Genomic DNA, 23,012 nt, shown 5'->3' with positions numbered 1-23,012 from the left:
GTGCTCTCCGCGACCGCGCTCGCGCTCGCGCTCGCGCTCGCGGTCTTCATCGGCCGCACTCCACGAGCACTCCGCCGGCGATTCTCCACTGGTGAGCAGCAACCGCTCCCGCCGGCGTGGGTGGCGTCCGGCTATGCGATTCTTGGCCTCCTAACCCTTGGTCTCCTCTGGCCAGCAACCACCCTGGACCAGGCGCTCCCCTTGGTCGGTGGGCAGAACTTCCTGAACCTCATCGAAGCGCTGACCGCGACCGCCGGCTTCTGGTACCTCCGCGACGCGATCCGTCTCTACAGCGGAGATCGAGAACCAGGGCAAATCCGCTACCTCGTTCTCATCGCCGCGGTCCTCACCGGCTTCTTCATGGCCATCCCGAATCGGGAAGGGCCAACAGAGACGTTCATCGACGAACACCTCGCGTCCCTCGCCTGCTGGGTCTACATCAGCCTGTACATGATCGGGTTGCTGTGGATCTCGCTCAGCTCGCTCTTCTCCGCACTGCCACGTAGGAACGCCGTCGCGGGACGCCTGTTCATCGCCGGGTTCTCTCTCGTCATCGCCGCGGCGATCGCCGACCTGGTGTACACGGCCATCGGGCACTTCGCCGGCGAGCTCACGCCGCTCGGGAGCGCGTTCTTCCTCGCCTTCCAGCTGCTGTTCTACCCCGGAATGATCACGATCATCGTGGGCTACGTGCTCGCCGGCGTCAGCCGCACCCTGTGGCGATACAGCGCCTGGCAGCTCGAACGGATGCTCGGCACACCGAGCTCGCTCAGCCTCATCAAGCGGATGGTTCAGGCCCCCGACCCGCTCGACCATGCCTACGGCCTCACCATCGAGATCCAGAACCGACTCATGAACGAGACCCTGCAGCTCACCGGCGCCGAAAGCCGGCGGTTCCGCAGGACCGAGCGTTGGATCGCCCGCACCACCCTGAACCCCTCCGGAAGGACCTGGAACGAATGACCGGATCAGCAGCACTCACCACGGGTATCGCGATCGGCGCCGGCCTCGTCCTGGGCGCCGCAGCGCTGGGCGTCGTCGGCGGCCGACGGGCCATTCACCCTCGGCCGAAACGACGCCCCGTCGTCCGATCCGTCGACGTGCAGCAGATCCGACTCGAGCGCACCCCCGCCACGAGTGCACCAGGTCAGTACCGCATCCGCTTCGGGGCGCAGGACGCCCTCAGCGCCCTCGTCGGCGACATCGAGGGCCAGGACGAGACAACGGTCACGCGCGCGCTCGTAGACGCCAGTCAGGGCCTCCCGGCCGTTGACGACGCTGTTCTGTGGACCGGGTACGTCTACCCGGATCCTGCTTCGGTGGACGCGCCGTACGAGGAAGTGCAGATCCACGCCCCCAGCGGCCCGCGGAAGGCGTACCTGTTCCAGAGCGGCACGCCGACCACTCGTTGGGCTATCCACGTCCACGGCATCCACTCGTCCCGCACCTCCGCGCTCAGGAGCGTGCCCGGCGCACTGTCGGCCGGGCTCACCTCCTTGGTCGTCTCCTACCGCGGCGACGTCGAGGACGCCGCCGCACCTCCCGCGACGCTCGGCCAGGAGGAGGCGCACGACGTCGAAGCTGCGATCCAGTACGCCGTCGACCACGGCGCGAAGGACGTCGTCCTCGTCGGCTGGTCGATGGGCGCCACCATTAACCTGATCCTCGCCGCCACCTCGAAGCAGCGGTCGCGCATCGCCGGCCTGATCTTCGTCGGACCCGCCCTCGACTGGCGGTCCATCATCGGCGCCGCCGCTCGGCGCTCCGGGATCCCCGGATTCCTCGCACCGCTGTTCACCACCGCGCTGACAGTGCCCGGTCTCGCACAGGCTGCCGGCCTGCGCCGGCCGCTCCGCGCCGCCCACCTTCGCCCGTCCCTTGACGGCACAACCGCGCCAGTGCTGATCCTGCACTCCGAGGGCGACACGGACGCCCCGATCGGGGCATCCGAGGACCTGATGCGGACTTACCCGGCCCAGGTCACCCTCGAGCGGTTCGAGCCCGTCCCGCACGGCATGGAGTGGAACAGCGACCCGGAACGATTCACGACGCGCGTCCGCCAGTTCGTCGAGTCTCTGCCGTAAACGGCACTACGGTGTGCCCGCTGCGGTAACCTATCGAACATGCCAACCGCTCTGTCTACCGCGAGCCCAGCCAGGACTCTTCTGACGAGCGGTATCCGACACACCGTCCCGGCCTCCCCGCATAAGCCACCCGTTAACACCACACTCGTGCGTATGACCGGATCCAACGCAGGTGTGAAGCGCAATCGTCTTCCCCGCGGTGTGAACGCCGCGCGCCCGGATATCGCCCTGCACCCGGACACGGGGCAGGACTACCTCGATGCCGCTCGCGCATCCGGGAATCTGAGCGTCTCGCTCTACCTCGAGCGGCTTCGTGCCCAGCTCGTGGCGGAGTACGGCGCCCTGCCGATCCTTGACGACTCGCTGGAGGTCGCCCACACAGCCGCTTAAACGACAAAACCCCCGCCGAAGCGGGGGTCCGGGGCTAGGCCCCAAGTCATGTGTCTCACTGCCTGTACAGGACGCCAATCAGGTCAGGTTGTGAGGTTCCGAGAGAAGAAGCCCGGTTGGAGCCGGGAGCCTTCGTCGTACCACCACCCCGAGAGGAGGAGGTGTCGCCATCGTAACGCACGTTGCTGCGCCCGGTATAGATCAATCTGCCCGCGTGTCCTCTCCGGATACCGCCTGGGCGTTGACGCGCTCGATCGCGCCTCGTCGGTACGTGAACCGCATGATCGCGGAGGCGGACGGGATGGTCCGGTCGAACAGCTACCCGTCGAAGTTCCCGACTGCCGGGCGTACTCCCCCGTCGACGCCGTGGACGATCGATCTCACCGACCTTGATGGACGGTTCTGGTTCGCCGCGTTCGACCTCGACGCGAAGACCCCGGAGGACTTCGACCAGGCGGCCGAGGACCTTGGCGTGCTGGTGCGGATCCTCCGCGACGCGCAGGTGCCGCACGTGGTGTGCCGCTCGAGCCCCACGGGCGGGTTCCACGTGTGGGTGCCCCTCGCCGGCGTCGACAAGGCCACGATGGTGCAGCTCGCCGGCGCCGCGCGCGCTGTCCTGCCGTCCCTTGACCACGGGCTGCTCTGCAACGACCGCACGGGCGCCGTCCGCCCGCCCCTGACTCCACACGCACGCGGTGGCGCGTCCGAGGTGATGGCCGGTGCCGACGACGTCGACGTGCTCCGCACCCCGATCGTCACCGCCGGCGATCTCCTCCGTGTCACGGCCGCGTTCCGTGAGCTCCGGCCCACCGTGGATCCCGCGGACTCCTCCCCCACCGGGCCCGTCGACGCCGGTCACCGGGTGCACCGGTCCCTGCCGGCGTGGGGTGAGGCGCACATGGGAACCGTTGCCGGCGGCCGCGACCCGTCGCGCACCGGCTACCTGTGCCTGCTCGCGGCCGCGGTGTCCGGGTGGACCCTCGCCGACGTCGAGCACGCCGCGAAGACCGCACCCGGCATGGAGCACTACCGCACCCGCAACCGCCCCACCGGCGGCCGCGAGCCCCGCACCGCGGCGGAGGCTGCCGCGCGCCTCGAGCGGCAGTGGGCGAAGGCGCAGGAGCGGGCCGTGCTGTACCGGTACGCGCCCGAGGAACGCCAGCAGCGCGACCTGACCCAGCTGACCGGGATCGTCGACATCGTCGATGCCATGCTGCAGGCGTTCACCGCCTCCCCCGGCCGCTGGACCCGCACCGAGGCGGACCTGCACGACAGCACCGTCCTGACCCACCTCGCCTGGCTGTCCCTGCGCTCCGGCTCCCGCGACGTCGGCGCCGCACTCCGGTCCGTGGCGATCGCCACCGGGATCCCCTCGAGCACCGCCGACCGCTCACTCCGCCGCCTCCAGGCGGCCGGATGGATCACCCGCCGACGCCAGGCGGACGGCCCCAACGCGGCAGTTTGGCGACTCACAGACCGGTTTTCCACACCCTTCGTACATGTCGGGCCACTTCACGATGTGACCGCCCGCCCCCCGGCCGACCTCTTCGACACGAGAGTCACCCTCCTGGACGTGCTGGAAGACCGGCTCGATGCCGGACGGCACGACGTCTTCACCCGCGCAGGGCTGGGGCCCACTGCGCGCCGTGTCTACGAGAGCCTGACCACTGACGAGAACGCCCCCGAGGTCGTCGCTGACCGTGCAGGACTCCCCCGCGGCCGCGCACGTGCAGCGCTCGCACGCATGCGCCGCTGGACACTCGTGATTGCCACACCTACCGGCTGGCGTCGACGGCTCCAGGATTTCCGGACACACGTGGCCAAGCAGCTTGGAGTGGACGGGATCCTCCGGCGACGGGAACAGCAGTATGCCGACGAGCGCGACCTCTGGGCGTGGTGGCAGAACCACCTCATCCGCAAGGCCGGCCGTCGCGGCCGCGACCGCACTCCCACCACGCAGGTCGTCATGTTCCGATCCGTCGACGACCACGGCGGCCCCGAGGCATACCCGGCATACCCATGCTCGGGCGACGGCCGAGCCGACCACCAAGAAGCCATGCGGTTCGTCCGACGAGGACTCCTCCAGCAGCTCCGTGATCTCGAGTTGGCCGCATAGTGCTTCCTGCTAGCAGTTGATAGCACCCACTAGTGCTATCACGTACTTGCGTCTGCTAGCCTGCTAGCAGGAACTATCGCCTGCTGGATTGGGCTAGCGGCTAATAGTGCGTGATAGCAACGGCACACGAAAGGGGTTGCGATGATCACCCTCGTAGGAGGAACTAAGGGAGGCCCGGGCAAGAGCACCGTGGCCACCAACATCGGGGCGGCGCTCGCTCATCAGGGCAAGAGCGTGATCCTCGTCGACGCCGACAAGCAGCGATCGCTCGCCAAGTGGCACGCGCGTCGCGTCGACGCCGGCGTTGAACCCGCGATGACGCTCGTCGAGAAGCGCGGCAACGTTCACGCCGCCCTCCGTGACCTGGACAAGCTCTACGACCACGTGATCGTTGACGTCGCCGGTGACGACAATCAGGAGATGCGAACAGCGATGACCGCTGCGGATCTGATGATCGTTGTCCTCCGTGCCAGCCAATTCGACGTGGAGACGCTCGAGGAGTTCGACGAGGTGATCTCCACGGCCCGCGACTTCAACCCGGACCTGGAGGTCCGTAGCCTGCTCAGCCAGGCGCCCACCAACCACAACGAGACGGAGACAGAGGACGTCTCCGAGTTCATCGTGGAGTACCCCCAGGTCAAGCCCCTCGAAACCGTTCTGTACTCGCGCAAGGCCTACCGCGACGCTGCCGCGCCCGGTCTTGGAGTGATGGAGCTCCCGGCATCCAAGGCGAAGCAGGCGCGGGCTGAGATCCAGGAACTGACGGCGGAGGTGTACGGCTGATGCCTATCGCACGGAACAAGAAGACGACGGTGGATCCCGATGCGATTGCCGCGTTCGGTGCCGCGGCTGAGGCTCTGCCCTCCGAAGCACCGAAGTCGCCCCAACCGCCTGCTCGGGCGAAGGCGAAGGCGCCGGCGCAGGGGGCGGGTGATGCGCCCCTGACGGCCCTCGTGCGCTGGCGTGGCCACGAAGCCCTCCGTGACCGCATCGCCGACTACAACAAGGCGACCCGGTATCCGAACCACGCGATCATGCTGCGCGCTATGGAGATCGGCATGGAGCACATCGAGAAGAACGGCATGGAGTAGCAGGCGGTAGCCGCTGCTAGCCGCTGCTAGTCGCGGCTAGCACGAACAAGCATTGAATAGCCCCTGGTATCACGCGATATCAGGGGCTATCTCGTATCCAGTCTGGGTCAGTATTGTTTGACAAGGCTGGCTCCCTTCGTGCCCGCCAGCCAGATGCCCCCGGCCCAATCCGGGGGCATCACTCGTTACCGGTCGTTCCACACCCGCCGGAAGTTCGGCGGCACTGGCAATGAGGCATCGGTCCACGCGAGGTCATCCCGACCGCCGCGACGGCCCACGGTTTCGAGCGCCGTCTTGTAGCCCAGCAGTGCGGCATCGATCGCCAGGTTCACCGTCGCCAGGTTCGCTGACATCGTCGCGGTGACCGTGCCGTCGCCGTTGGGCTGCTTCAGTTCGACGTCCGCCATGCTGATAGCACGTGATAGTGACGGGTGAGTCAGTCCTGAGACGAAGTGCCACACGCCGCGCACTTCGCCGATACTCATCCCGATCACCGGTGCGATCGCCTGCAGAAGCGGACCGAATCCCGGTCGACCGGACAGGTCGAGCTCAACGCCGACGCGAGCGGCATGCTCGCGCAGCCGGCGCTTCTCCGCCCGCACTCGGCGAGCGTTCTCGCGAAGAGTCTTCGACTTGTCGGACAGTTCGGCCGCGTTGTCCGAAGGTTCGATCGTTGCTGCCACGATCACTGCTTTATCGTCGTGGATCAGGTCAGACAGGCGAGTCTCGAGGGTCCGCTTCACGCGCTCGAGACGATCGTCGGGAGCTACAAGCCACGTGGCGAGGGCTGACCCTTCGATGACGGTGCGAAGGAGCGGGTAGAGCCCGATCATCGGGACCCGGATGTCGGTGCCATCGTCCATGAGGAGCAGCGTCGTCCTGAGTGCATCGCTGGCCACGCCGAGGGCATAGTGCACCAGGTGCGAGGTGTGGAAGGGAGCCGTTACGCGATCATCGCCGGCGAGCTCAGATCCTGGTCGCGCGATGTCGGGAGTGCCCGTCCGGTCATCGTGCGCCACCATTGAGCGCAGCACCTGCATCTGCCAGTTCAGGCGTTCGTTGGCCTCGGCCTCATCCCCGCCGGGACGCACGACACGCACCATCGTTGGAACCCTTCGCCGTCCGAAACTATCGCATGATATCAAATGCTAGCCGCAGCTATTGGTCTATAGCTGAGAAACGCTAACCTGGGACCTGGTCGGCGGCGCACCATGTTTTCTGACCGGCGCCGCTGGCTCGAGCCAGTCGCTACATCTCACGACGGGGAGGATTCGATCCGCCGTTCGAGCATTGATCGGAGCAACGAAGCGATGGCGGGACCCTGGGACTTGACGCTCACACTGGTCGTGGCTGGTGGGGCGGCGATACTGACAGCCGCAGTCGCAGTCGCAGTAGTAGTTCAACGCATGTGGGCTGATCGGCGAGCGCAGCTGTGGGGACGTATCGAGAAGGCGCTTACACTCGCGACATCAGACGCCGACGACACGCGGACAGTAGGGATGTTGCTCGTGGAGGACTTGGCAAAGTCGAACCGCTTGAAGCGGTCCGAGGCCCCGCCCGCGCGCATCTCTGAGTGGGACCGCAACATGCTGATCGAAGTGACGAAGGTTCTAGGACCAAAGGAGCCGCGATGAAGAACTCAGAGATCGCCGCTGCGCGTGCTCGCGTCGCCCTGATGCGCGACGGCCGAGAAGATCCGCCTGCGTGGCTTGTCGAGATCGCGGCCCGGGAGTTCAACGAAGAGCCGGAGCCGGTGGCCCACGGCGAGGGGACACCGGACTCATCTGAAGACTTGGGTGGAGTGCTGCAGAACGCGCTCGAGGTCGCTAGCCAGGCGCTCTCAGTAAGTGCCCGCGTGACCGGTCGGGGTTCGGGACAGGTAGGGAGGCAAATAGCTTCTGGATCACTGCCCCAGTCTCTTAGGACGGCTGGCATGAGGGCGTATGGCAGCCGGAGTGCAATCCAGGGCCGGTTCGTTACGGAAGCGCGCGCTACACGCCAGCCAAAGTCAACCACCACTGAGAAGGTGGGCCCGGAGGCGGTCCGACTCTTTGTCGACGGGAACTCCATCATCGTGCCGGTCCGGATCGACGAAGAACATGGCTCGCTTGCTGAGTTGAGCGAGTTCGACCACGCACTGCTGTTCACGGCTGACGAAGTCGACAGTGGCGAAGTCGTTGCCGACGATGTCGACGAACGGCGATCACCTGATACCGACTAGTCCCAGGGCGCGAGTATCAGTCGTGCACACCAGTGCGTTCGTCCGCGCGGGGGAGTGCGAGCTCTGGGTCGCTTCGACCCGATGGCGATCGATCGCGCGCTAGATGGTTGCTCGTCCGATCACTGGGTGATGTCGGCGACTAGGTGGCCGACCCCACAAACAGGCGCATCTCCGAACTGGCATGAAATTTCCCTGAACTCGTGACCTTCCGACGCCCCGCCCTGCAAGCGGCAGTAGGTGCTGCGGGATCGATGTCTGGGGAGTCTCTGCATCGCACGGTGCATCGCAGCGGGGTATCTCACGGTATGTCTCATTATGTGGTCCCGGACCGCAATCGGCAACGCCGGGTCAACGGGATCAAGAATCGGCGTTCGTGGTGTGATTGCGTCATGACAGCGAAATCGGGAGGCTCGACTCCGGCACGAACTCGAGCGGAGATGGCCCGCCTCTCGGCGCGGGGTTACACCCAGATCCGGCACATCCTCGTTCAGCTCCCAGAGCGGGACAAGCCTCGTGCGGCGACGCTCGCCAAGGTGATGCATGAGCGTAAGCATCGCGCGCTGTTGCTCTACATCCTCCTGCTGACGTGTTGGCCCTGGCTTCAGGAGCAGTGGAAGCCGCTCGAGGGCAGTGTGTGGATTCGCGCGCTCACGGCGAAGGGTGCACCGACGTGGTCTGCGTCCACGTTGTCGCGTGCCTGGGCTGATCTGGTTGAACTTGGGCTCGTCGAGAAGAACCGGGAGAACCGGCTTGTGCGTGTTGTGCCGCGCCGCGAGGACGGCGGCGCCGAATATGACGCTCCCGGTGGGCGGCGTGACGGTTGGAACAGGTACTTCTCGATCCCCGATGCGTTCTGGAACGACGAGATCTTCGCCAAGCTCAACCTGTCCGCGTTGGTGATGTTCCTCGTGGTCGCGAAAGAGACCAGCCGGCAGAGCTCTGTCTGGCTGACCTACGACGACATGGAGAAGTGGTACGGCATCAAGCCGAAGAGCGCTCAGAACGGCCTTACGGAGCTGCGCCAGCTTGGCCTGGTGAAGCGGACGGTGGAGAGCATCGACGCGCCGCTCGCCCCGGACGGTAAGACCGTCCACATGCACTACGCCCTCACCAACGAGTTCGGCTACGAGTCGCGGAAAGCTCTGCAAGACCGGGCCAAGAAGGCGATCAAGAAGCGGCAGAAGAAGTTGAAGAAGTCAGACCCGACGCAAGGAACCGAAGCCCCGTGACCATCTCCCGCATGCTGTACGTCGATGACTCCGGCTCCGAACCGTCTGGGCTGATCGTGTACGGCTGGATCGAGTGCGATCCCACCCGTTGGCGCTACGCCCTCCGCTCGCTGCTCGAGCTCCGCAAGGCCCTGTACCGGGACCACCAGGTACCGCCCACTGAGGAGCTGCACGCCACGAAGTTTGTCAACGGCCGCACCCGCATCTCCACCGCCGGCAGCGACAGTGACAGCACAGAGTGGAAGACCCTAGGGCGTGCAGTAGCCATCCAGTGCCTCCAAGCGATCGCGGCGTGCGCAGACCTTCGCGTCGGAGCCATCTACCGAAGGACCACGCTGCGCGGCCGGGAATACCATGAGGAGCGCGGGCGGGTGTACCTCGACCTCATCAACCGGTGGAACAACGAGCACCGCGCCGACGACACCTACGCCTTCGTCAGCATGGACGGTAACGGCACCGACCCGAACTACTTCAACGCCCATCGGGCGCTCTCGCTTGACACCCGGCACATCATCGAGGACCCGATGTTCCATGACTCGAAGCGGTCACAGCTCGTACAGATGGCCGACCTCGTCGCGTACACGACGTTCGTCAGCCTGAACCCCCACCAGGGCAACGAGTTCGCCCGAGACTGGAGGAAGAAGTACCTCGACGGGAACGACGTCAACAGCGGACCACTCATGATCTGAACCCGATCCGAGAAACAGCAAGACCCGCCATTCCACGAGTGTGGGGCGGGTCCGCATCTGCACACTAACACACAAACACACACGCGCACTTACTCACGTGAGCGTGGACGCTTGGCCTTGAAGGGCGTGCGCTCCGTGACCGTCGGCGAGCCGATGCCGGTTCTCCGCGAGTCGCAGGAACGCGGCGCCGTCTGCTCCTAACCCTCAACGCGGGGGAGCGCGAGGGTCTGGTCAGCCGCTTCGCCTCGAGCGATCGCCCGGTACACGGTGGCGCGGGCGACGTCGAACAGTTCCGCGAGCTCGGCCGAGGTGTAGTCGCCGGATCGGTGCATCGACACCAGGAGCGCTTCCCGCTTCTCGGAGAGCTTGGGCTTGCGGCCCTTCAGCCGGCCCTTCGCTCGAGCGGTGGCCATGCCCTCGCGAGTACGGGCGCTGACCAGGTTCGCTTCGAACTCCGCGAACACCGACAGCATGCCGAAGATCATCCGACCCATCGGGTCGAGCGGGTCGTACACCGCTCCGTTGAAGCTCAGACGCACGTCCTTGGCCGCAAGCTCGGCCGCAATCGTGCTGGCGTCGACGGCGGAGCGGGCAAGTCGGTCGAGCTTGGTGACGATGAGCGTGTCACCAGGCCAGCACGCCTCGATCGCCTTCTCCAGCCCGGGGCGGGCCCGGTTCGTGCCGGAGCGGCCGTGGTCGACGTAGACCCGTTCGGGTGCGACGCCGGCGGCGACGAGCGCTTCACGTTGCACGGTGAGGTCCTGCGCGTCGGTGGAGACGCGGGCGTACCCGACGAGTTGACCAGCCATTCCGGAAGTGTCTCATATAGGGGGCCGCAACCGGGCATTCGTCCGGGCGGGTCTATTGAGTGCGACTGTCCACGTTGTGCTGCAGGGTCCTTGTCACGGTCTTCTGCAGTGTCTGGCGACGAGGGCGGGTCGCTGCCTCGATGATGTCGCCGGCGATGGTGTCGAGGCAGGCGCCAGCCAATAGGCTCACGACGTGACGGTGAAGAAGAACCGCGGAAATGAGCGGCGGCCTGTGGTATTTCGGGCCGCAGCTCGCCGTGCGAGCGCATCGACGGGACTGCGATGAGGCGGGTGCCGGTACCTGGTGGCGATCTTGTATCGGTGGGCTACGACGAGGCGCAGAGCGTGCTCGAGGTTGAGTTTGTCGGCGGCACCGTGCGCCTCTATCTCGATGTGCCGCAATCTGTGTTCGACGGCCTCGTCGTGACGCGCGATGCCGGAGCGAACACCGCTCTGTACTTCGATACGCAGGTCATCCAGGGCGGGTACCGCTACCTCGAAATCTAGGGCAAGAGCAGCCCCTCCCGAGCTCCGCCGGCGGATCCCCGGTGGCCGACCCCGCGGCCCCGGCGGTGCACGCGAGCCGGATAGCGCAGTGACCCGTACGCGATGGTGTGCGGTTTTACGCATGTCTCCGTTTGCGGGGTGCGCCGAATCCATAGATACCGTTAAGTTTCGAACAACCCTCATCTGAGCTGACATCGCTGTCGACGGGTGGTGCGGGCGTTTCAGGCGTGGCTTTGGGGTGTCTTGGCCACGTTCCATCACCGCGTCAGCGTGTTGCTTCCATTAGGGGAACCCGTGCTCTCTGCTCCACGCCGTAAGGCAGTCCATTCATCGTTCGGTTGGAAGGTTGCGCTCGTTGGCGCGGTCAGCGTTGCGCTCGTGGGCGGTGTCACCCAGGTTGCGCACGCCGCGATTCCGACCGGGCCGGCCGCGACCGGCCTGACCGGTTCGCGGCCGTCGGCGACGACGTTGCCGTTCGCGGTGTCGGACCAGGTCGGCGTTGCCGTCGACGTCGCGACGGGGAACCTCGAGGTCACGACTGCAGGTCTGGCGTTGCCGGGCGCTGGTGGGACGAATGCGATCACGCAGACGTACAACTCGCTCGGATGGCAGACCTCGAACGCGAACACCGCGCAGGCAGTCCGGTGGACGACGGGGATCGCTGGTGCGGGCTCCTTCTCGTCGGGCGCTTCGGGATCGGTCGTGTACACGGACGCTGATGGTGCGACGTGGAACTTCCCGTCGGCCACGTCGACAACGTTCACGGCTCCTGCCGGGTTCCTCCGCAAGCTGGTCGCGTCGGCGACCACGAACCCGACCTACACGCTGACCGATCCGGCGACGGGGCAGGTCATCACCTCGAACACCAACGGTGTTCCCGTGTCGGTCGCAGACAAGAACGGGAACACGGTGACGATGTCCAACACCGCCAGCGTGCCCACCACCATCACCAGCACCGCCGGGACGGCAGCGGCGAAGACCGCGAACGGCGCCTACGACGCGTCCACGCGGACGTACACGGTGACGCAGGGGAGTGGCTCGACTGCCCGGTCGGTGAAGTGGGTGAAGGACACCAACGGCAATCTCACCTCCTACGTCGATGGTGCTGGGAAGACGACGACGTTCGCGTACTCCGGCAACGACCTGACGGGGATCACAAGCCCGACGGGCGCGACAACGACGATCAGCTACTCCGGGACCACGCACAAGGTGTCCCAGGTACTGCAGTCCAACACCACCGCCGGCGCTGCCGGCGCGTCGACGACCCGGTTCGACTACGCCTCGGCGACGTCGACGCTGGTCGCGTCCCCGAACACGAGCACCGCTTCCGCGGTGTCCGCGGTGCCGCACACGACGTACGCGATCAACTCGTCGCAGAAGCTCGTGAACAGCGTCACGGACCCGGTCGGTCGGGTGCGGTCGAAGACGTACAACGGCGCGAACCTGCAGCCGTCGACCTCGACGATCGGGTCTGGTTCGGGTGCGTCGACGACGACCGCGACGTATGGCGCGAACAGCAGCCAGTCCCTCACGAAGGTCGCCTCAAGTGGCGGCGCATCGCAGTCGTTGAGCTACAACGCATCTCCTGCTGCGACTGCCTACCTGCCGGCATCGACCACCGATAGCGCCGGGAACGCGACCGCACGGACGTATGACGGCGTCGGGAATCAGCTGACCAGCGGCACCGGCACCGGCGCCACCGCCGCGACGTCGACGCTGACGTACACGGCTGGGCAGGTCGCGACCGCGACTGCGCCGGGCAACGGTTCGAACAAGACCAGCTACACGTACGAGAACAAGCAGCTCAAGACCGTCACCCCGGTGACGGGCACCAGCCTCGCGGCTCGTGGGTACTCGTACGACGCGCTCGGCCGGATCGCATCAGCCTCTGACGGTGCCGGTCGGACGACGAACTACACCTACGACGGCAACGACCGGGTCCTCACCACGAGCTTCTCCGACGGCACTGCGTCGGTGACGAACACGTACGACAACGCCGGACACCTGCTCACCCAGGCCTCCGCCGGCGGGACGGTCACGAACACCTACGACCAGCTCGGGAATCTCCTCACCACTACCAACACCGCGAATACTCCCGGCCTGAGCGGCATCACCTACGGCTACGACAAGGCCGGCAACCAGACGTCCTACACAGACCAGGACGGCACCCTCACTTCGACCTACGACGACTCCGGCACGCTGACTTCCACCACGACGCCGGCACCGAATAACACCACCGAGACCATCCGCTTTGTCGCCGACCCCGACACCGGCCGTCGTACCGACACCTACGTCGACTCGAACGCGGACAACAGCACCTGGGCCAGCCGTACGCACACCGACTACGACAGCAGCGGCCGCATCCAGGAGGTTCAGGGATGGGTTGGTCCGTCCTCGAGCAGCAACCAGCGAATCTACGACCTGTACTACTGCTACAACGCCGGCAGCACCTCACCCAACTGCGGCACCACGAGCGCAAATGACCGCGCGGAACTCCAGTGGGTCACCGACAACGTCTCCGGGCAGAGCACCGCGTACACGTACGACAGCCGAGGCCGCGTCACGAAGACCGTGACCACCGGCACCGGTTCCGCAACGCCTGGGACGTGGGAGTTCGGGTACGACATCCGTGGGAACCGCACCTCGGCGAAGTTCACCACCTCCGGCGGCACCGTCCGCACCAACCAGACGTTGACCTTCAACGCTGCGAACCAGATCACCAACACCGGATACACCTACGACGGCGCCGGCAACCTGACCGCAGCACCCGAGTACACGTTCACCTACAACGCCGCCGAGCAGATGACCCAGGCCATCCACAACGGCTCTGAGGTCACCAACTACACCTACGCCGGCGCCGACCAGAAGTCGCTGCTGTCGCTGTCCACCCCGAACGGCGACACCCGTACGTACCAGTACGGGCGCGCCGACCAGAACGGCACCCCCACCCTCACGAGCTCCACTCGCAACGGCAACCGGGCGAACATCGTCAACGACGCCAAGACCGGGCAGCCCATCGCCCTGTCGACCCCGTCCGACGCGCTCGGCCAGTACGCCTACGACGGTTCCGGGAACCCCTTCGCGCTCCTCACCGGCAGCCCAGCAGCGTTCGTGAAGACCGTCGACCCGTACGGCACAGACACCGTCTCCTACGACGGTGGCGGCGATGGTCTGCCGTCGAACCCGTTCACGTTCAAGGCCGGGATCGACGACATCCACACCGGGCTCGTGAAGTTCGGCCAGCGCTGGTACAACCCGTACATCGGCGCCTGGACACAGCAGGACACCCTCGACAGCCCGCTCGACCCGAGCAACGGCAACCGGTACGCCTTCGCTGCCAGTGACCCCATCAACAACTCCGACCCGACCGGCTTCGACTGCGGTGGCGCCATCTTCGGTGCTGTCACCGGCGTTATCACCACGGCAGCTTCGGTCGCCGTGATCGGCACTGGCGTGGGTGGTCCCATTGGCGCTGTCGGATTCGCAGTAGGCGTGGCAGGTACGGTCTACAGCGTCGGAGATGCCATCAACACCTGCGGAAGTTGATCCCATGAATCGGAAACTCGCGTACTGGCTCATCCTCGAAGCCGTGTTCGTCGCAGTCCTCGTGATCGCGATCTTCTTCCTGGAAGACCCCGTGACCCGCGTGTTCCTCGGGATCTCCGGCGGCCTCGGTGCGATCGCCAGCATCATCATGGTCACGAAGATCTCGGCCCAGCGGCGCAAGCCAAACCCAGAGCACGACGGGAAGTAGCAACCGCCAAGAGGGGGCCACCGCACGGTGGCCCCCTCTTGCGTGCCCGCATCCACCGTCGTCACCGAACGCGACCGTTCCGGATCTGCGCTCTTGGAAGACACGGCAGTGCTGCACGTGGACAGTCCGCTCGCAGTTGGGGAACATCATGGAACCTATGAACCGGATCGACACCACGGCACTCCAGAGACGCCTCGACGGCGTGAGCGTCGCCACAGCTCAACGGTCGTTCCCGGCCACATTCGCACAGTGGCGGGCTGGGGAGCTCCGGCCGTTCTGGATCGCCAACGCGGTACGCCGTCTCCCTGGTGGCGCAGCAGAACTTGCTGCCGCGCTCGGCCAAAACGACACCATCGTGAACGGGTGGGGAGCTGGGGAGCTCTACCCCGGGTGGGACGCGGTGTGCGCGGTCGCGGCCGCGGCGAACCTGACGGTCGGGGAACTCGAAGTGCCGGCTGAGGAATATGTTCCCCAGCTCACGGGAGACCACCTTTCGGACGCCGCCGCTGCAATCTGCGCGATGCAGTACCACCAGGCCGTCATCGACGCTGCGAAGCCGTTGCGAGGGCATCTGCTTGGGCTTCCGAGTACGGCAGCTGAGGTGGCCCAGGTCGAGGCCGCACGGAAAACCGCCGGTGTTGACGCGCTGATGCTGGCCTACAAACAGTCCGGCGGGCACCTTGCCGAGTCGGCACCAGAAGACCCTCTCGAGGCTGTCATCTGGACGAACCACGAACCCGAGATCCGAGCGTTCCAGCAAGCCCTCTTCACGGCCGCCGGGGACTCCACCGACATTCTCGCCACGCACGGCGGTAAGCAGGGCGCCGAGCTTGAAGAGACGGCCCGGTCGCGGGCTGCGACGATGCCACGTCTCGGGCCGATACAGGCCGTCAACGAACCCGACACCGCCTTCCTGTTTACAGCAGACTTCACCACCGAAGAAGCCTGGACGGGGGATGCGGCCGGCGACGGCAAGGTCCTGACCGTGTCAGTGTCCGCCCGCCGTCCCGGCACTGACGACAGAGTCCCGGTCACACCAGCAGTCCGCCCCTGGGTGCGAGTCCTCGTCGGGAAGGCATGGGCCGACAAGATCGCCGCTGTCGACATGAGCGCTCTTACCGACGCAAACCCACTCACCGCCTACTTCCAAGTGTTCCTCGATGCCTCCGGCGCCGCTACTGACCCGCCCGAAGCGTTTCGTGGAACCCGAGACTGAAGACCGATCTCCATGATTCTTGTACCCGATGCGAACGCAGTCGTGCCGAACCCCGAGCTACAGGGCGGTACGTGGCGCGCAATCACGACGGCGATCCACGATGGCACCCTCACCGTGTTGGTACCTCGCATCGTTGCCGCTGAGATCACTGGGAAGGTTCGGGAGAACCGTCGCGATCAGCGTCCCCGGGTCGACGTGCACCGAGCACCGGACGAGGTGAAGCGGGCGATACGCGCCGCGTCCGATGAGGTAGAACGCTGGGCTAGCAACTACGACGCCACAATTTTCCTCGAAGCGGAAGGGGTAGTCATCAGGGACACCCCGGTCGTTGCGCACGACGAAGTTGCTCAGCGCGCGATCGACCGCGGCAAGCCGTTCAACCAAAATGGTGGCGGCTACCGTGACGCGCTGCACTGGTACACCGTGCTCGACATCGCCCGCGAGTTCCCGGACGAGGAGATCGTGTTCATCTCAAAGGACCTCGCCTACCGCAACACCAAGGGCACGGACCTTCATCCAGAGCTCCGCGACGAGATTGAATCGATTTTGGCAGATGGGACCATCCGCATCTGCAAGACGCTCAACGACTTTGAGCCTCCCCAGAAGTACTCCAGCGAGGAAGACCGCGTCGTCCCGGAAGCGGAGGATCTGAGCAATCTGGTTCGTGCACTGTTCCTCGATGGGAAGCTTCATGCGCCCGAACTGTGGGTCGCTCTCGATCTGAGTGAATCGGTCGATGCTGATGTCAGCGACCCTGGCACTCCCGAACTCGTTTGGGCGTTTGCCCGCAATCTCGTAGATGGAGGCCGGTCGTACCGGACAAGAATCCGTATGACGGCCCGCGTTGCTTTCGACTGGATCGACTGGCCAGATGATGATGACGAGAGCTCGTACCAAGAGCTCGACATCACTGCCTGGTACACCGTTGGTGAGCACGGGATGCGCATCGATAGAGACCGCACCGACATCCAGCCCGCCCCCATCTACACCGGGCCACGTTTCGGCGTCGTAAATGCGCAGGGTACACGGACGCTCACATCAAGCGCTTTCTCTCTTTGGGAGCGTCAGCAGATGAACTCAGCAGTCTTTGCCGCGCAGGCGGCAATGCCGAAGTTGTCAATAGCTGCGGAGATCCAGCGGCGTGCGACTGAGGGGGCAACCCTTGGGTCGATAGCTGCGGAGATCCAGCGGCGTGCGACTGAGGGGGCGAACCTCGGGTCGATTGCTGCTGAGATCCAGCGCCGTGCGGCCGACGGGACGAAAGTCGGGTCGATTGCTGCTGAGATTCAGCGGCGCGCGGCCGAGAATTCAGGCGTGGGGTCGGTCGCCGCAGCACTTGCGCGTCGTGAACTGAGCGGTATTGACCCTGCTTGGTCCGCACTTTCGGAGTCTGCACGCCGTGCAGCGCACCACGCCCTCGACGCCGAGGGCGCCTTCGCAGAGTCCGAAGAAGACCCCGATGCCGACACTGAGAACGAAGTGAACGGCCATCCGTCCGGCGATCTACCAGACCAGGCCCCGGGGACCCGTCCTTGACGGTACAAGCGGCCAACGTCAGCGCCCAGGTGGAGTACACCCCAACTAGACGTCAGGCTCGTGATGCGGCGCGCGTCCGAATAGGGTCCGATATGGGCTTGTCTGACACTGTGGGCAGCTTCGCTCCGTGTCGTCGGAATCGCTTCCTTCGGTGTCGGGACGTCGCGGGTGCGCGAGACGGCCCGCGTGACTTGGGGTTCGGGTGCATAATGGTGGTGTCTTCGGACCCGGTAGTGGGGCTTGCCGGACCCAACCTCGACAGTTGTCGACAACAGTCCCTATCTCAGCTGGTCGCGCTTCTGCGCGCCTGAGGTAGGGAGTGTCATGACAGCACCAATCGGTTCCGGACCGGTCGTCGTCGGCGTCCTGCCCGGCCTCGCTCCGGGGGTCATCGAGGTTGCGTCGTCTATCGCGCGGCGCTTCGGTACGACGCTGGTGTGCGTCAGCGTGGATGCATCGCTCTTCGATGCCGGTACGCGCTCGGACGGGTCGGTGATGGTGGAACCGATCGACCCTGACACCGCTGACACGACACCGCAGGGCTTGTCGGACAGTGACAAGGCGGCAGTACGTGCTGCCGCAACGACCTACGGCGTCGACGTCACGTTCGTCCCGGGTGTCGGGGATCCGAGCCGGGCACTGTCGCAGGTGGCCGAAGACCGCGACGCGGCGATGCTGGTCGTCGGGGCCAGGACGGGAGCGGGTCGAATCGCGGAGTTCTTCACGGGGTCGGTCGCGGTACGGCTGACCCATCAGCAGCACCGTTCAGTGCTCGTAGTGCCCGTTGATCCGGTCGGGTTCGATGCCCCACTGCCGTTGGACACCCCGTGACCGGCCAGCTTGTTCTGCTCCGCCACGGACAGAGCACTGCGAACGCTGCCGGTACCTTCACCGGCTTGCGAGACGTCGCGCTGACCGAACAGGGCAGCGCCGAAGCGAATCGGGCTGGGTTGCTACTTCTGCATGCCGGCATCCGACCGGACCTCGTGCTCACGTCGACGCTCGAGCGGGCGCTCCACACGGCGGAGCTCGTCACCGACGTCCTCGGACGTGATGCGCCGATCGAGTCGACGTGGCGGTTGAACGAGCGGAACTACGGCGCCCTCACCGGCATGTCCAAGCAGAATGCGCAAGCGGCGTTGGGGGCGGAGCAGTTCTTCGCTGTTCGTCGGACCCGCACGGGACGGCCACCACGCATGTCGATCCGCGCGTGGCTGGCGCTCCGGCGGACGCCGGCGCTTCGTGGACTGCCGTGGGCGGCACTTCGTCGAACCGAAACACTCTCCGACGTCATCCGCCGGGTCCAACCCGTCCTGTCGCACAGCATCACCCCGGCACTCCGCGACGGGCAGACAGTGCTCGTCGTCGCGCACGGCAACTCACTGCGGGCACTGTGTGCCTGCATGGACGGCCTAACTGACGGTGAGCTCGCGGACCTGAACCTCCCCACGGGCGAACCCCTGATCTACCGGTTCGACGGCGACGGTGGGTTCTGTCCGCGGGGTGGGGAGTACCTGCATCCGGCAGCACGAGCAGCAGCGGCAGCGGTCGCTGCGGAAGGTGGAACATGACCTCCCGAACGGACACGCACCTGCCCGATGGGCAGCTCCCGCCCGACCCAGACATCGACGCCAACGACCCGGAACGTATCGACCGGCCAGTGCATCTGCGGTGGCGGTACCTCGGTGTCGTCGCACTCGGCGGCGCCATCGGTACCGCCGCACGCGACGGACTCAGCACCGCCTTCCCCGCTCAGCAGGAGGTGTCCTGGGCGATCTTCTGGATCAACATCGCCGGCGCGCTCCTACTGGGTGTGCTGCTGGAACACCTCGCGCATCGCGGACCTGACGAGGGTCGCCGCCGGACACTGCGCCTGCTTCTGGGAACCGGTGTCCTCGGCGGGTTCACCACCTACAGCACCCTCGCGACCAGCACCGCGGTGTTGTTCCTCGCTGGCCGCGGGTTGGCCGGCACCGGGTACGCGCTCCTGACGGTCCTCGCCGGCGCGATCGCCACCGGTAGCGGCCTCGCGATCGCGGGTTTGGTCCGACCGAACGGGGCCACATCATGAGCGCCCTGGCCTTCCTCAGCGTCGCGGTCGCTGGCGGTGTCGGCGCGGCCGCACGGTTCTTCGTGGATGGTGCGATCAACCGGGGTCGGCAGTTCCGGCTCCCGGTCGGGACGCTGACGATCAACATCACCGGCTCGTTCCTGCTGGGCTTGATCACCGGCGCCGCCGGTCACCTCGGCGCCACCCCCGTCGCGGTGCTCGGAACAGGGCTCATGGGTGGCTACACCACGTTCAGCACCGCCAGCTTCGAGACCGTCCGCCTCGCACGCACTGGCCGCACCACCGCGGCTGCCGTGAACGGGCTCGGGATGCTCGTCGTCTCCGTCGCCGCAGCCGCCGGGGGCGTCACCCTCGGCACCCTCACTTGACCATCCGACTGGGAGACGAACAGCTCATGCACTTCGACATCACGATCGAGATCCCCCGCGGCAGCGGCAACAAGTACGAGGTCGACCACGCCACCGGACGGATCCGCCTGGACCGGGCGGTGTTCACCAGCATGGTGTTCCCGCAGGACTACGGCTCGATCGACGACACTCTCGGCGATGACGGCGACCCCCTCGACGCGCTCGTGCTGCTGCCCCGGCCCACGTTCCCCGGCGTCGTCATCGACGTCCGCCCGGTCGGGATGCTCCGCATGGTCGACGAGAACGGCGGCGATGACAAGATCCTCACCGTCCCCGCCGGAGACGTCCGCTTCGACCACGTCCAGGACATCTCCGACGTCGCCGAGCCGGTCCTGGCGGAGATCGAGCACTTCTTCGCCCACTACAAGGAGATCGAGCACGGCAAGCACGTCACCACCAACGGGTGGGCGAACCGTGTCGACGCCGAAGCCATCATCCGCGCCGCACAGGAACGGTTCACCCCGCACCCCTGACCGGCACCCGCGCACCCGACACCATCCAGTGCGCGCCCTGAACCGCCGTGGGGAGGCAACTGGCGCCCAGTGATCGCCAGGAGGTCGTCCCTCCGCCTCCCCGCGGCCCACACCCGCACGACCAACCCGAAAGGCGACAACCGCCGTGAACGACTACATCAGCAACGTCCACCACACCACCCACCATCAGGGCGAGTACGTGACCCACACCAGCCGCCCCGTCACCATCAGCAGCCTGCACGGCTCCCGGATCCTCGACTCCCGCGGCTACCCGACGATCCAGGTGCGTCTCGAGCTCGAGGACGGCACCGTCGTCACCGGTGACGCCCCCGCAGGCGCATCCACTGGCGCGCATGAGGCTGTCGAGCTTCGCGACGGCGGCAGCAGCTACGGCGGCCGCGACGTGAGCCAGGCACTGCACCTCATCACGACGGACGTCGCACCGATGATCACCGGCCAGTCGTGGACCTCGATCGGGCAGGCCGACGCCGCCCTCGCTGCCCTCGACGGCACCCCGAACCACCGCCGGCTCGGCGCGAACAGTGTCGTCGCGACCTCGATCGCGATGGCACGCGCTCTCGCCGCCGCAGCGGAGCTGCCGCTCTGGCGTTGGATCGCAGACGTCACCGGCAGCACGCCCCGCCTGCCCGTCCCGCACTTCAACGTGCTCAACGGCGGAGCGCACGCAGCGAACGCGCTCGACTTCCAGGAGTTCATGATCGCCCCGGTGAACGCCGAGACCATGACCGACGCGGTTCGGATCGGATCGGACGTCTACCACGCGCTGGCGGCACTGGTCCGGGAACGGTTCGGCAGTCTCGGTCTCGGGGACGAAGGCGGCTTCGCCCCGTCGATCGCCGCGCCCGAGGAGGCCCTCGACCTCCTCGTCGCCGCGATCAGTGCCGCCGGTTACGAGCCCGGCGTGGACACCGTCGCGATCGCACTCGACCCGGCGGCGAACGAGTTCGCGCTCGGTGACGGTAGCTACCGGGTCGTGGACCGCCGGCTCGACCGCGCAGGCATGGTCGACTACTACCGCGACCTCATCAGCCGGTATCCGATCCGGAGCATCGAAGACGGCTTCTCCGAAGATGACCACGGCGGCTGGAAGGCGATGTCGTTCGCGCTCGGCGACATGCTCCAGATCGTCGGCGATGATCTCTACGTCACCGATCCGCAGCGCATCCGCGACGGTGGGAAGGACGGGCTCTCGAACGCGGCGCTCATCAAGCCGAACCAGATCGGCACCGTCTCCCAGACCCTCGACGCGATCGGCGTCGCACGCTCGCTCGGGATGCGGAGCATGGTGTCGCACCGGTCCGGCGAGACCACCGACACGTTCATCGCGGACCTCGTCGTCGGCACCGGAACCGGACAGATCAAGTCCGGCGCACCCGCCCGCGGAGAACGCGTCGCCAAGTACAACCGGCTCACCGAGATCGCGGAGAACAATCCGGAGCTGCCCTACGGGCTGCGCTGACCCCGACCGGTCACCTCGTGGGCGACGCGCAGGAAAGCAGAACCAGCTGGCTGAGGCTCTCCCGACCAGATCGCCCGCAACGGCCGGGCAAGTGGCGGCCCAGCGAGCGGGACCCGCACCAGCGACCCGTCGTTGATGTCGGCGGCGACCGTGCGAAGGCTCATCACCGCCGGTGCAATTCCAGCCTGCGCGTTCGCCCGGATGATGCTCGTGGTCTCCAGCACCGCGGCCGGAACCGACATGCTCAAACCGGCCTCCCTGAGCCATGCGGCGAGGGTCGCGCGAGTTCCGGAACCTTCTTCCCGCAGGAGCAGAGCCGTCGCCGCCAGGACCTCCGCAGTGATCCCGGTCGACCGAGCCCAGGGATGTTTCGGCGCAACGACGACCGCGAGCTCATCGTCCGCGATCACCTGCGCGGACACACCTGCCGCCGTCACCGGGGTCTCCGTGAACCCGAGGTTCGCGCCACCCGACTGCACGAGGTCCGTCACCGCGGCGGAGTTGCCCGCGATCAGGCGCACCCGCACGTCGGGTTCGCGGCGGCGGAATTCGAGCAGCCAGCCCGGCAGCAGCAGCTCCGCGATCGTCTGTGACGCTGCGACGACGAGCGAACCCGTGGGAGTCCGCAGCGCAGCCACTCCTGCTTCGAGGTGGCGAGACGCGTCGAGGACCGGTCCGGCCAGCCCGACGACGAGCCTGCCGGTCTCGGTCAGCACCGACCCCGTGGTCGAGCGGTGCACCAACAAGTGACCGACCATACGCTCGGCGACCCGGATCCGAGCAGACACTGCCTGTTGCGTGACGCCGAGCGCTCCAGCGGCAGCGGAGAGGGAGCCGGTCTCGGCGACGCGTGCGAGCACGTCGAGTGTGTCGAGGTCGAGGGTTCGGTCCGTGAGTCGCCGTAGTGCCACAATCATTGATTGTGCCCTGCCAAGAGGT

Annotated in this window: 23 protein-coding genes; 20 read left to right on the top strand and 3 right to left on the bottom strand. The window is 66.4% G+C overall.

What is annotated here, in order from left to right; all coding sequences use genetic code 11:
• The 6 genes from EDF47_RS15750 (at position 1) to EDF47_RS15725 (ending at position 5,681) form a co-directional block, all read left to right on the top strand.
• Entirely contained in the window at positions 1–963 is a 963-nt protein-coding gene (locus EDF47_RS15750; protein WP_133985716.1) for a hypothetical protein, read from the top strand.
• Positions 960–2,084 (top strand): alpha/beta fold hydrolase, encoded by a 1,125-nt coding sequence (locus EDF47_RS15745; protein ID WP_131847244.1) that lies wholly within the window; start codon positions 960–962, stop codon positions 2,082–2,084. The genes EDF47_RS15750 and EDF47_RS15745 overlap by 4 nt, the downstream gene beginning before the upstream one ends.
• 153 nt (positions 2,085–2,237) lie before the next feature.
• Entirely contained in the window at positions 2,238–2,474 is a 237-nt protein-coding gene (locus EDF47_RS15740) for a hypothetical protein (protein WP_131847242.1), read from the top strand.
• 214 nt (positions 2,475–2,688) lie between these two features.
• Complete coding sequence (locus EDF47_RS15735) at positions 2,689–4,590, top strand: hypothetical protein (protein ID WP_133938557.1); 1,902 nt, start codon at positions 2,689–2,691, stop codon at positions 4,588–4,590.
• 141 nt (positions 4,591–4,731) lie between these two features.
• On the top strand, positions 4,732–5,373 hold the full coding sequence (locus tag EDF47_RS15730) for an AAA family ATPase (protein WP_131881544.1): 642 nt from the start codon (positions 4,732–4,734) through the stop codon (positions 5,371–5,373).
• Positions 5,373–5,681, top strand: a complete 309-nt coding sequence (locus tag EDF47_RS15725; RefSeq protein WP_133938558.1) for a hypothetical protein — start codon at positions 5,373–5,375, stop codon at positions 5,679–5,681. Before EDF47_RS15730 ends, EDF47_RS15725 begins: the two co-directional genes overlap by 1 nt.
• Positions 5,682–5,866: 185 nt before the next feature.
• Here the strand turns inward: EDF47_RS15725 and EDF47_RS15720 are convergent, their stop codons facing one another.
• Positions 5,867–6,784, bottom strand: a complete 918-nt coding sequence (locus tag EDF47_RS15720; RefSeq protein ID WP_131881540.1) for a hypothetical protein — start codon at positions 6,782–6,784, stop codon at positions 5,867–5,869.
• A 527-nt stretch (positions 6,785–7,311) separates the two neighbouring features.
• Between EDF47_RS15720 and EDF47_RS15715 the strand changes: the two genes are divergently transcribed.
• From EDF47_RS15715 to EDF47_RS15705, 3 genes are all read left to right on the top strand, one after another.
• On the top strand, positions 7,312–7,902 hold the full coding sequence (locus tag EDF47_RS15715; protein ID WP_131881538.1) for a hypothetical protein: 591 nt from the start codon (positions 7,312–7,314) through the stop codon (positions 7,900–7,902).
• Positions 7,903–8,339: 437 nt separating this feature from the next.
• Positions 8,340–9,131 carry an ArsR family transcriptional regulator gene (locus tag EDF47_RS15710; protein WP_133938560.1) on the top strand — a complete coding sequence of 264 codons (792 nt, stop codon included), beginning with the start codon at positions 8,340–8,342 and terminating at the stop codon, positions 9,129–9,131.
• Entirely contained in the window at positions 9,128–9,820 is a 693-nt protein-coding gene (locus EDF47_RS15705; RefSeq protein ID WP_165932453.1) for a DUF3800 domain-containing protein, read from the top strand. The genes EDF47_RS15710 and EDF47_RS15705 overlap by 4 nt, the downstream gene beginning before the upstream one ends.
• Positions 9,821–10,017: 197 nt before the next feature.
• On the opposite strand, the gene EDF47_RS15700 is transcribed toward EDF47_RS15705, so the two are convergent.
• Entirely contained in the window at positions 10,018–10,629 is a 612-nt protein-coding gene (locus EDF47_RS15700) for a recombinase family protein (protein ID WP_131881534.1), read from the bottom strand.
• Between the two features lie 321 nt (positions 10,630–10,950).
• On the opposite strand from EDF47_RS15700, the gene EDF47_RS15695 reads away from it, so the two are divergent.
• From EDF47_RS15695 to eno, 11 genes are all read left to right on the top strand, one after another.
• Positions 10,951–11,136 (top strand): KTSC domain-containing protein, encoded by a 186-nt coding sequence (locus EDF47_RS15695; RefSeq protein ID WP_165932452.1) that lies wholly within the window; start codon positions 10,951–10,953, stop codon positions 11,134–11,136.
• Positions 11,137–11,514: 378 nt separating this feature from the next.
• The gene (locus tag EDF47_RS15690) at positions 11,515–14,682 is read left to right on the top strand and encodes an RHS repeat-associated core domain-containing protein (RefSeq protein WP_133938562.1); all 3,168 of its coding nucleotides are present in this window, start codon (positions 11,515–11,517) and stop codon (positions 14,680–14,682) included.
• A gap of 4 nt (positions 14,683–14,686) precedes the next feature.
• On the top strand, positions 14,687–14,890 hold the full coding sequence (locus tag EDF47_RS15685; RefSeq protein WP_131881528.1) for a hypothetical protein: 204 nt from the start codon (positions 14,687–14,689) through the stop codon (positions 14,888–14,890).
• A 157-nt stretch (positions 14,891–15,047) separates the two neighbouring features.
• Positions 15,048–16,106 (top strand): hypothetical protein, encoded by a 1,059-nt coding sequence (locus EDF47_RS15680; RefSeq protein ID WP_131881526.1) that lies wholly within the window; start codon positions 15,048–15,050, stop codon positions 16,104–16,106.
• A 42-nt stretch (positions 16,107–16,148) separates the two neighbouring features.
• The gene (locus EDF47_RS15675) at positions 16,149–17,642 is read left to right on the top strand and encodes a PIN domain-containing protein (protein ID WP_165932451.1); all 1,494 of its coding nucleotides are present in this window, start codon (positions 16,149–16,151) and stop codon (positions 17,640–17,642) included.
• A gap of 240 nt (positions 17,643–17,882) precedes the next feature.
• Complete coding sequence (locus tag EDF47_RS15670; RefSeq protein WP_243692505.1) at positions 17,883–18,473, top strand: universal stress protein; 591 nt, start codon at positions 17,883–17,885, stop codon at positions 18,471–18,473.
• On the top strand, positions 18,470–19,213 hold the full coding sequence (locus EDF47_RS15665; RefSeq protein ID WP_055960826.1) for a 2,3-diphosphoglycerate-dependent phosphoglycerate mutase: 744 nt from the start codon (positions 18,470–18,472) through the stop codon (positions 19,211–19,213). Before EDF47_RS15670 ends, EDF47_RS15665 begins: the two co-directional genes overlap by 4 nt.
• A gap of 89 nt (positions 19,214–19,302) precedes the next feature.
• Positions 19,303–19,713 (top strand): CrcB family protein, encoded by a 411-nt coding sequence (locus EDF47_RS15660; RefSeq protein WP_055962328.1) that lies wholly within the window; start codon positions 19,303–19,305, stop codon positions 19,711–19,713.
• Positions 19,710–20,081, top strand: coding sequence for a CrcB family protein (locus EDF47_RS15655; RefSeq protein ID WP_055960823.1), 372 nt, complete (start codon positions 19,710–19,712; stop codon positions 20,079–20,081). Before EDF47_RS15660 ends, EDF47_RS15655 begins: the two co-directional genes overlap by 4 nt.
• 26 nt (positions 20,082–20,107) lie before the next feature.
• Positions 20,108–20,593: an inorganic diphosphatase gene (locus tag EDF47_RS15650; RefSeq protein WP_055960822.1), complete on the top strand. Its 486-nt coding sequence runs from the start codon at positions 20,108–20,110 to the stop codon at positions 20,591–20,593.
• A 145-nt stretch (positions 20,594–20,738) separates the two neighbouring features.
• A complete protein-coding gene (eno, locus tag EDF47_RS15645; RefSeq protein WP_083393829.1) occupies positions 20,739–22,073 on the top strand; it encodes a phosphopyruvate hydratase in 1,335 nt (444 codons plus the stop codon).
• On the opposite strand, the gene EDF47_RS15640 is transcribed toward eno, so the two are convergent.
• Positions 22,058–22,990 carry a LysR family transcriptional regulator gene (locus EDF47_RS15640; protein WP_347812772.1) on the bottom strand — a complete coding sequence of 311 codons (933 nt, stop codon included), beginning with the start codon at positions 22,988–22,990 and terminating at the stop codon, positions 22,058–22,060. The genes eno and EDF47_RS15640 overlap by 16 nt on opposite strands.
• Between the last annotated feature and the right edge of the window lie 22 nt (positions 22,991–23,012).

Source organism: Curtobacterium sp. PhB190 (assembly GCF_004365385.1).
Taxonomy (GTDB): Bacteria; Actinomycetota; Actinomycetes; order Actinomycetales; family Microbacteriaceae; genus Curtobacterium.
This window is presented reverse-complemented; position numbering and strand designations above follow the sequence as displayed.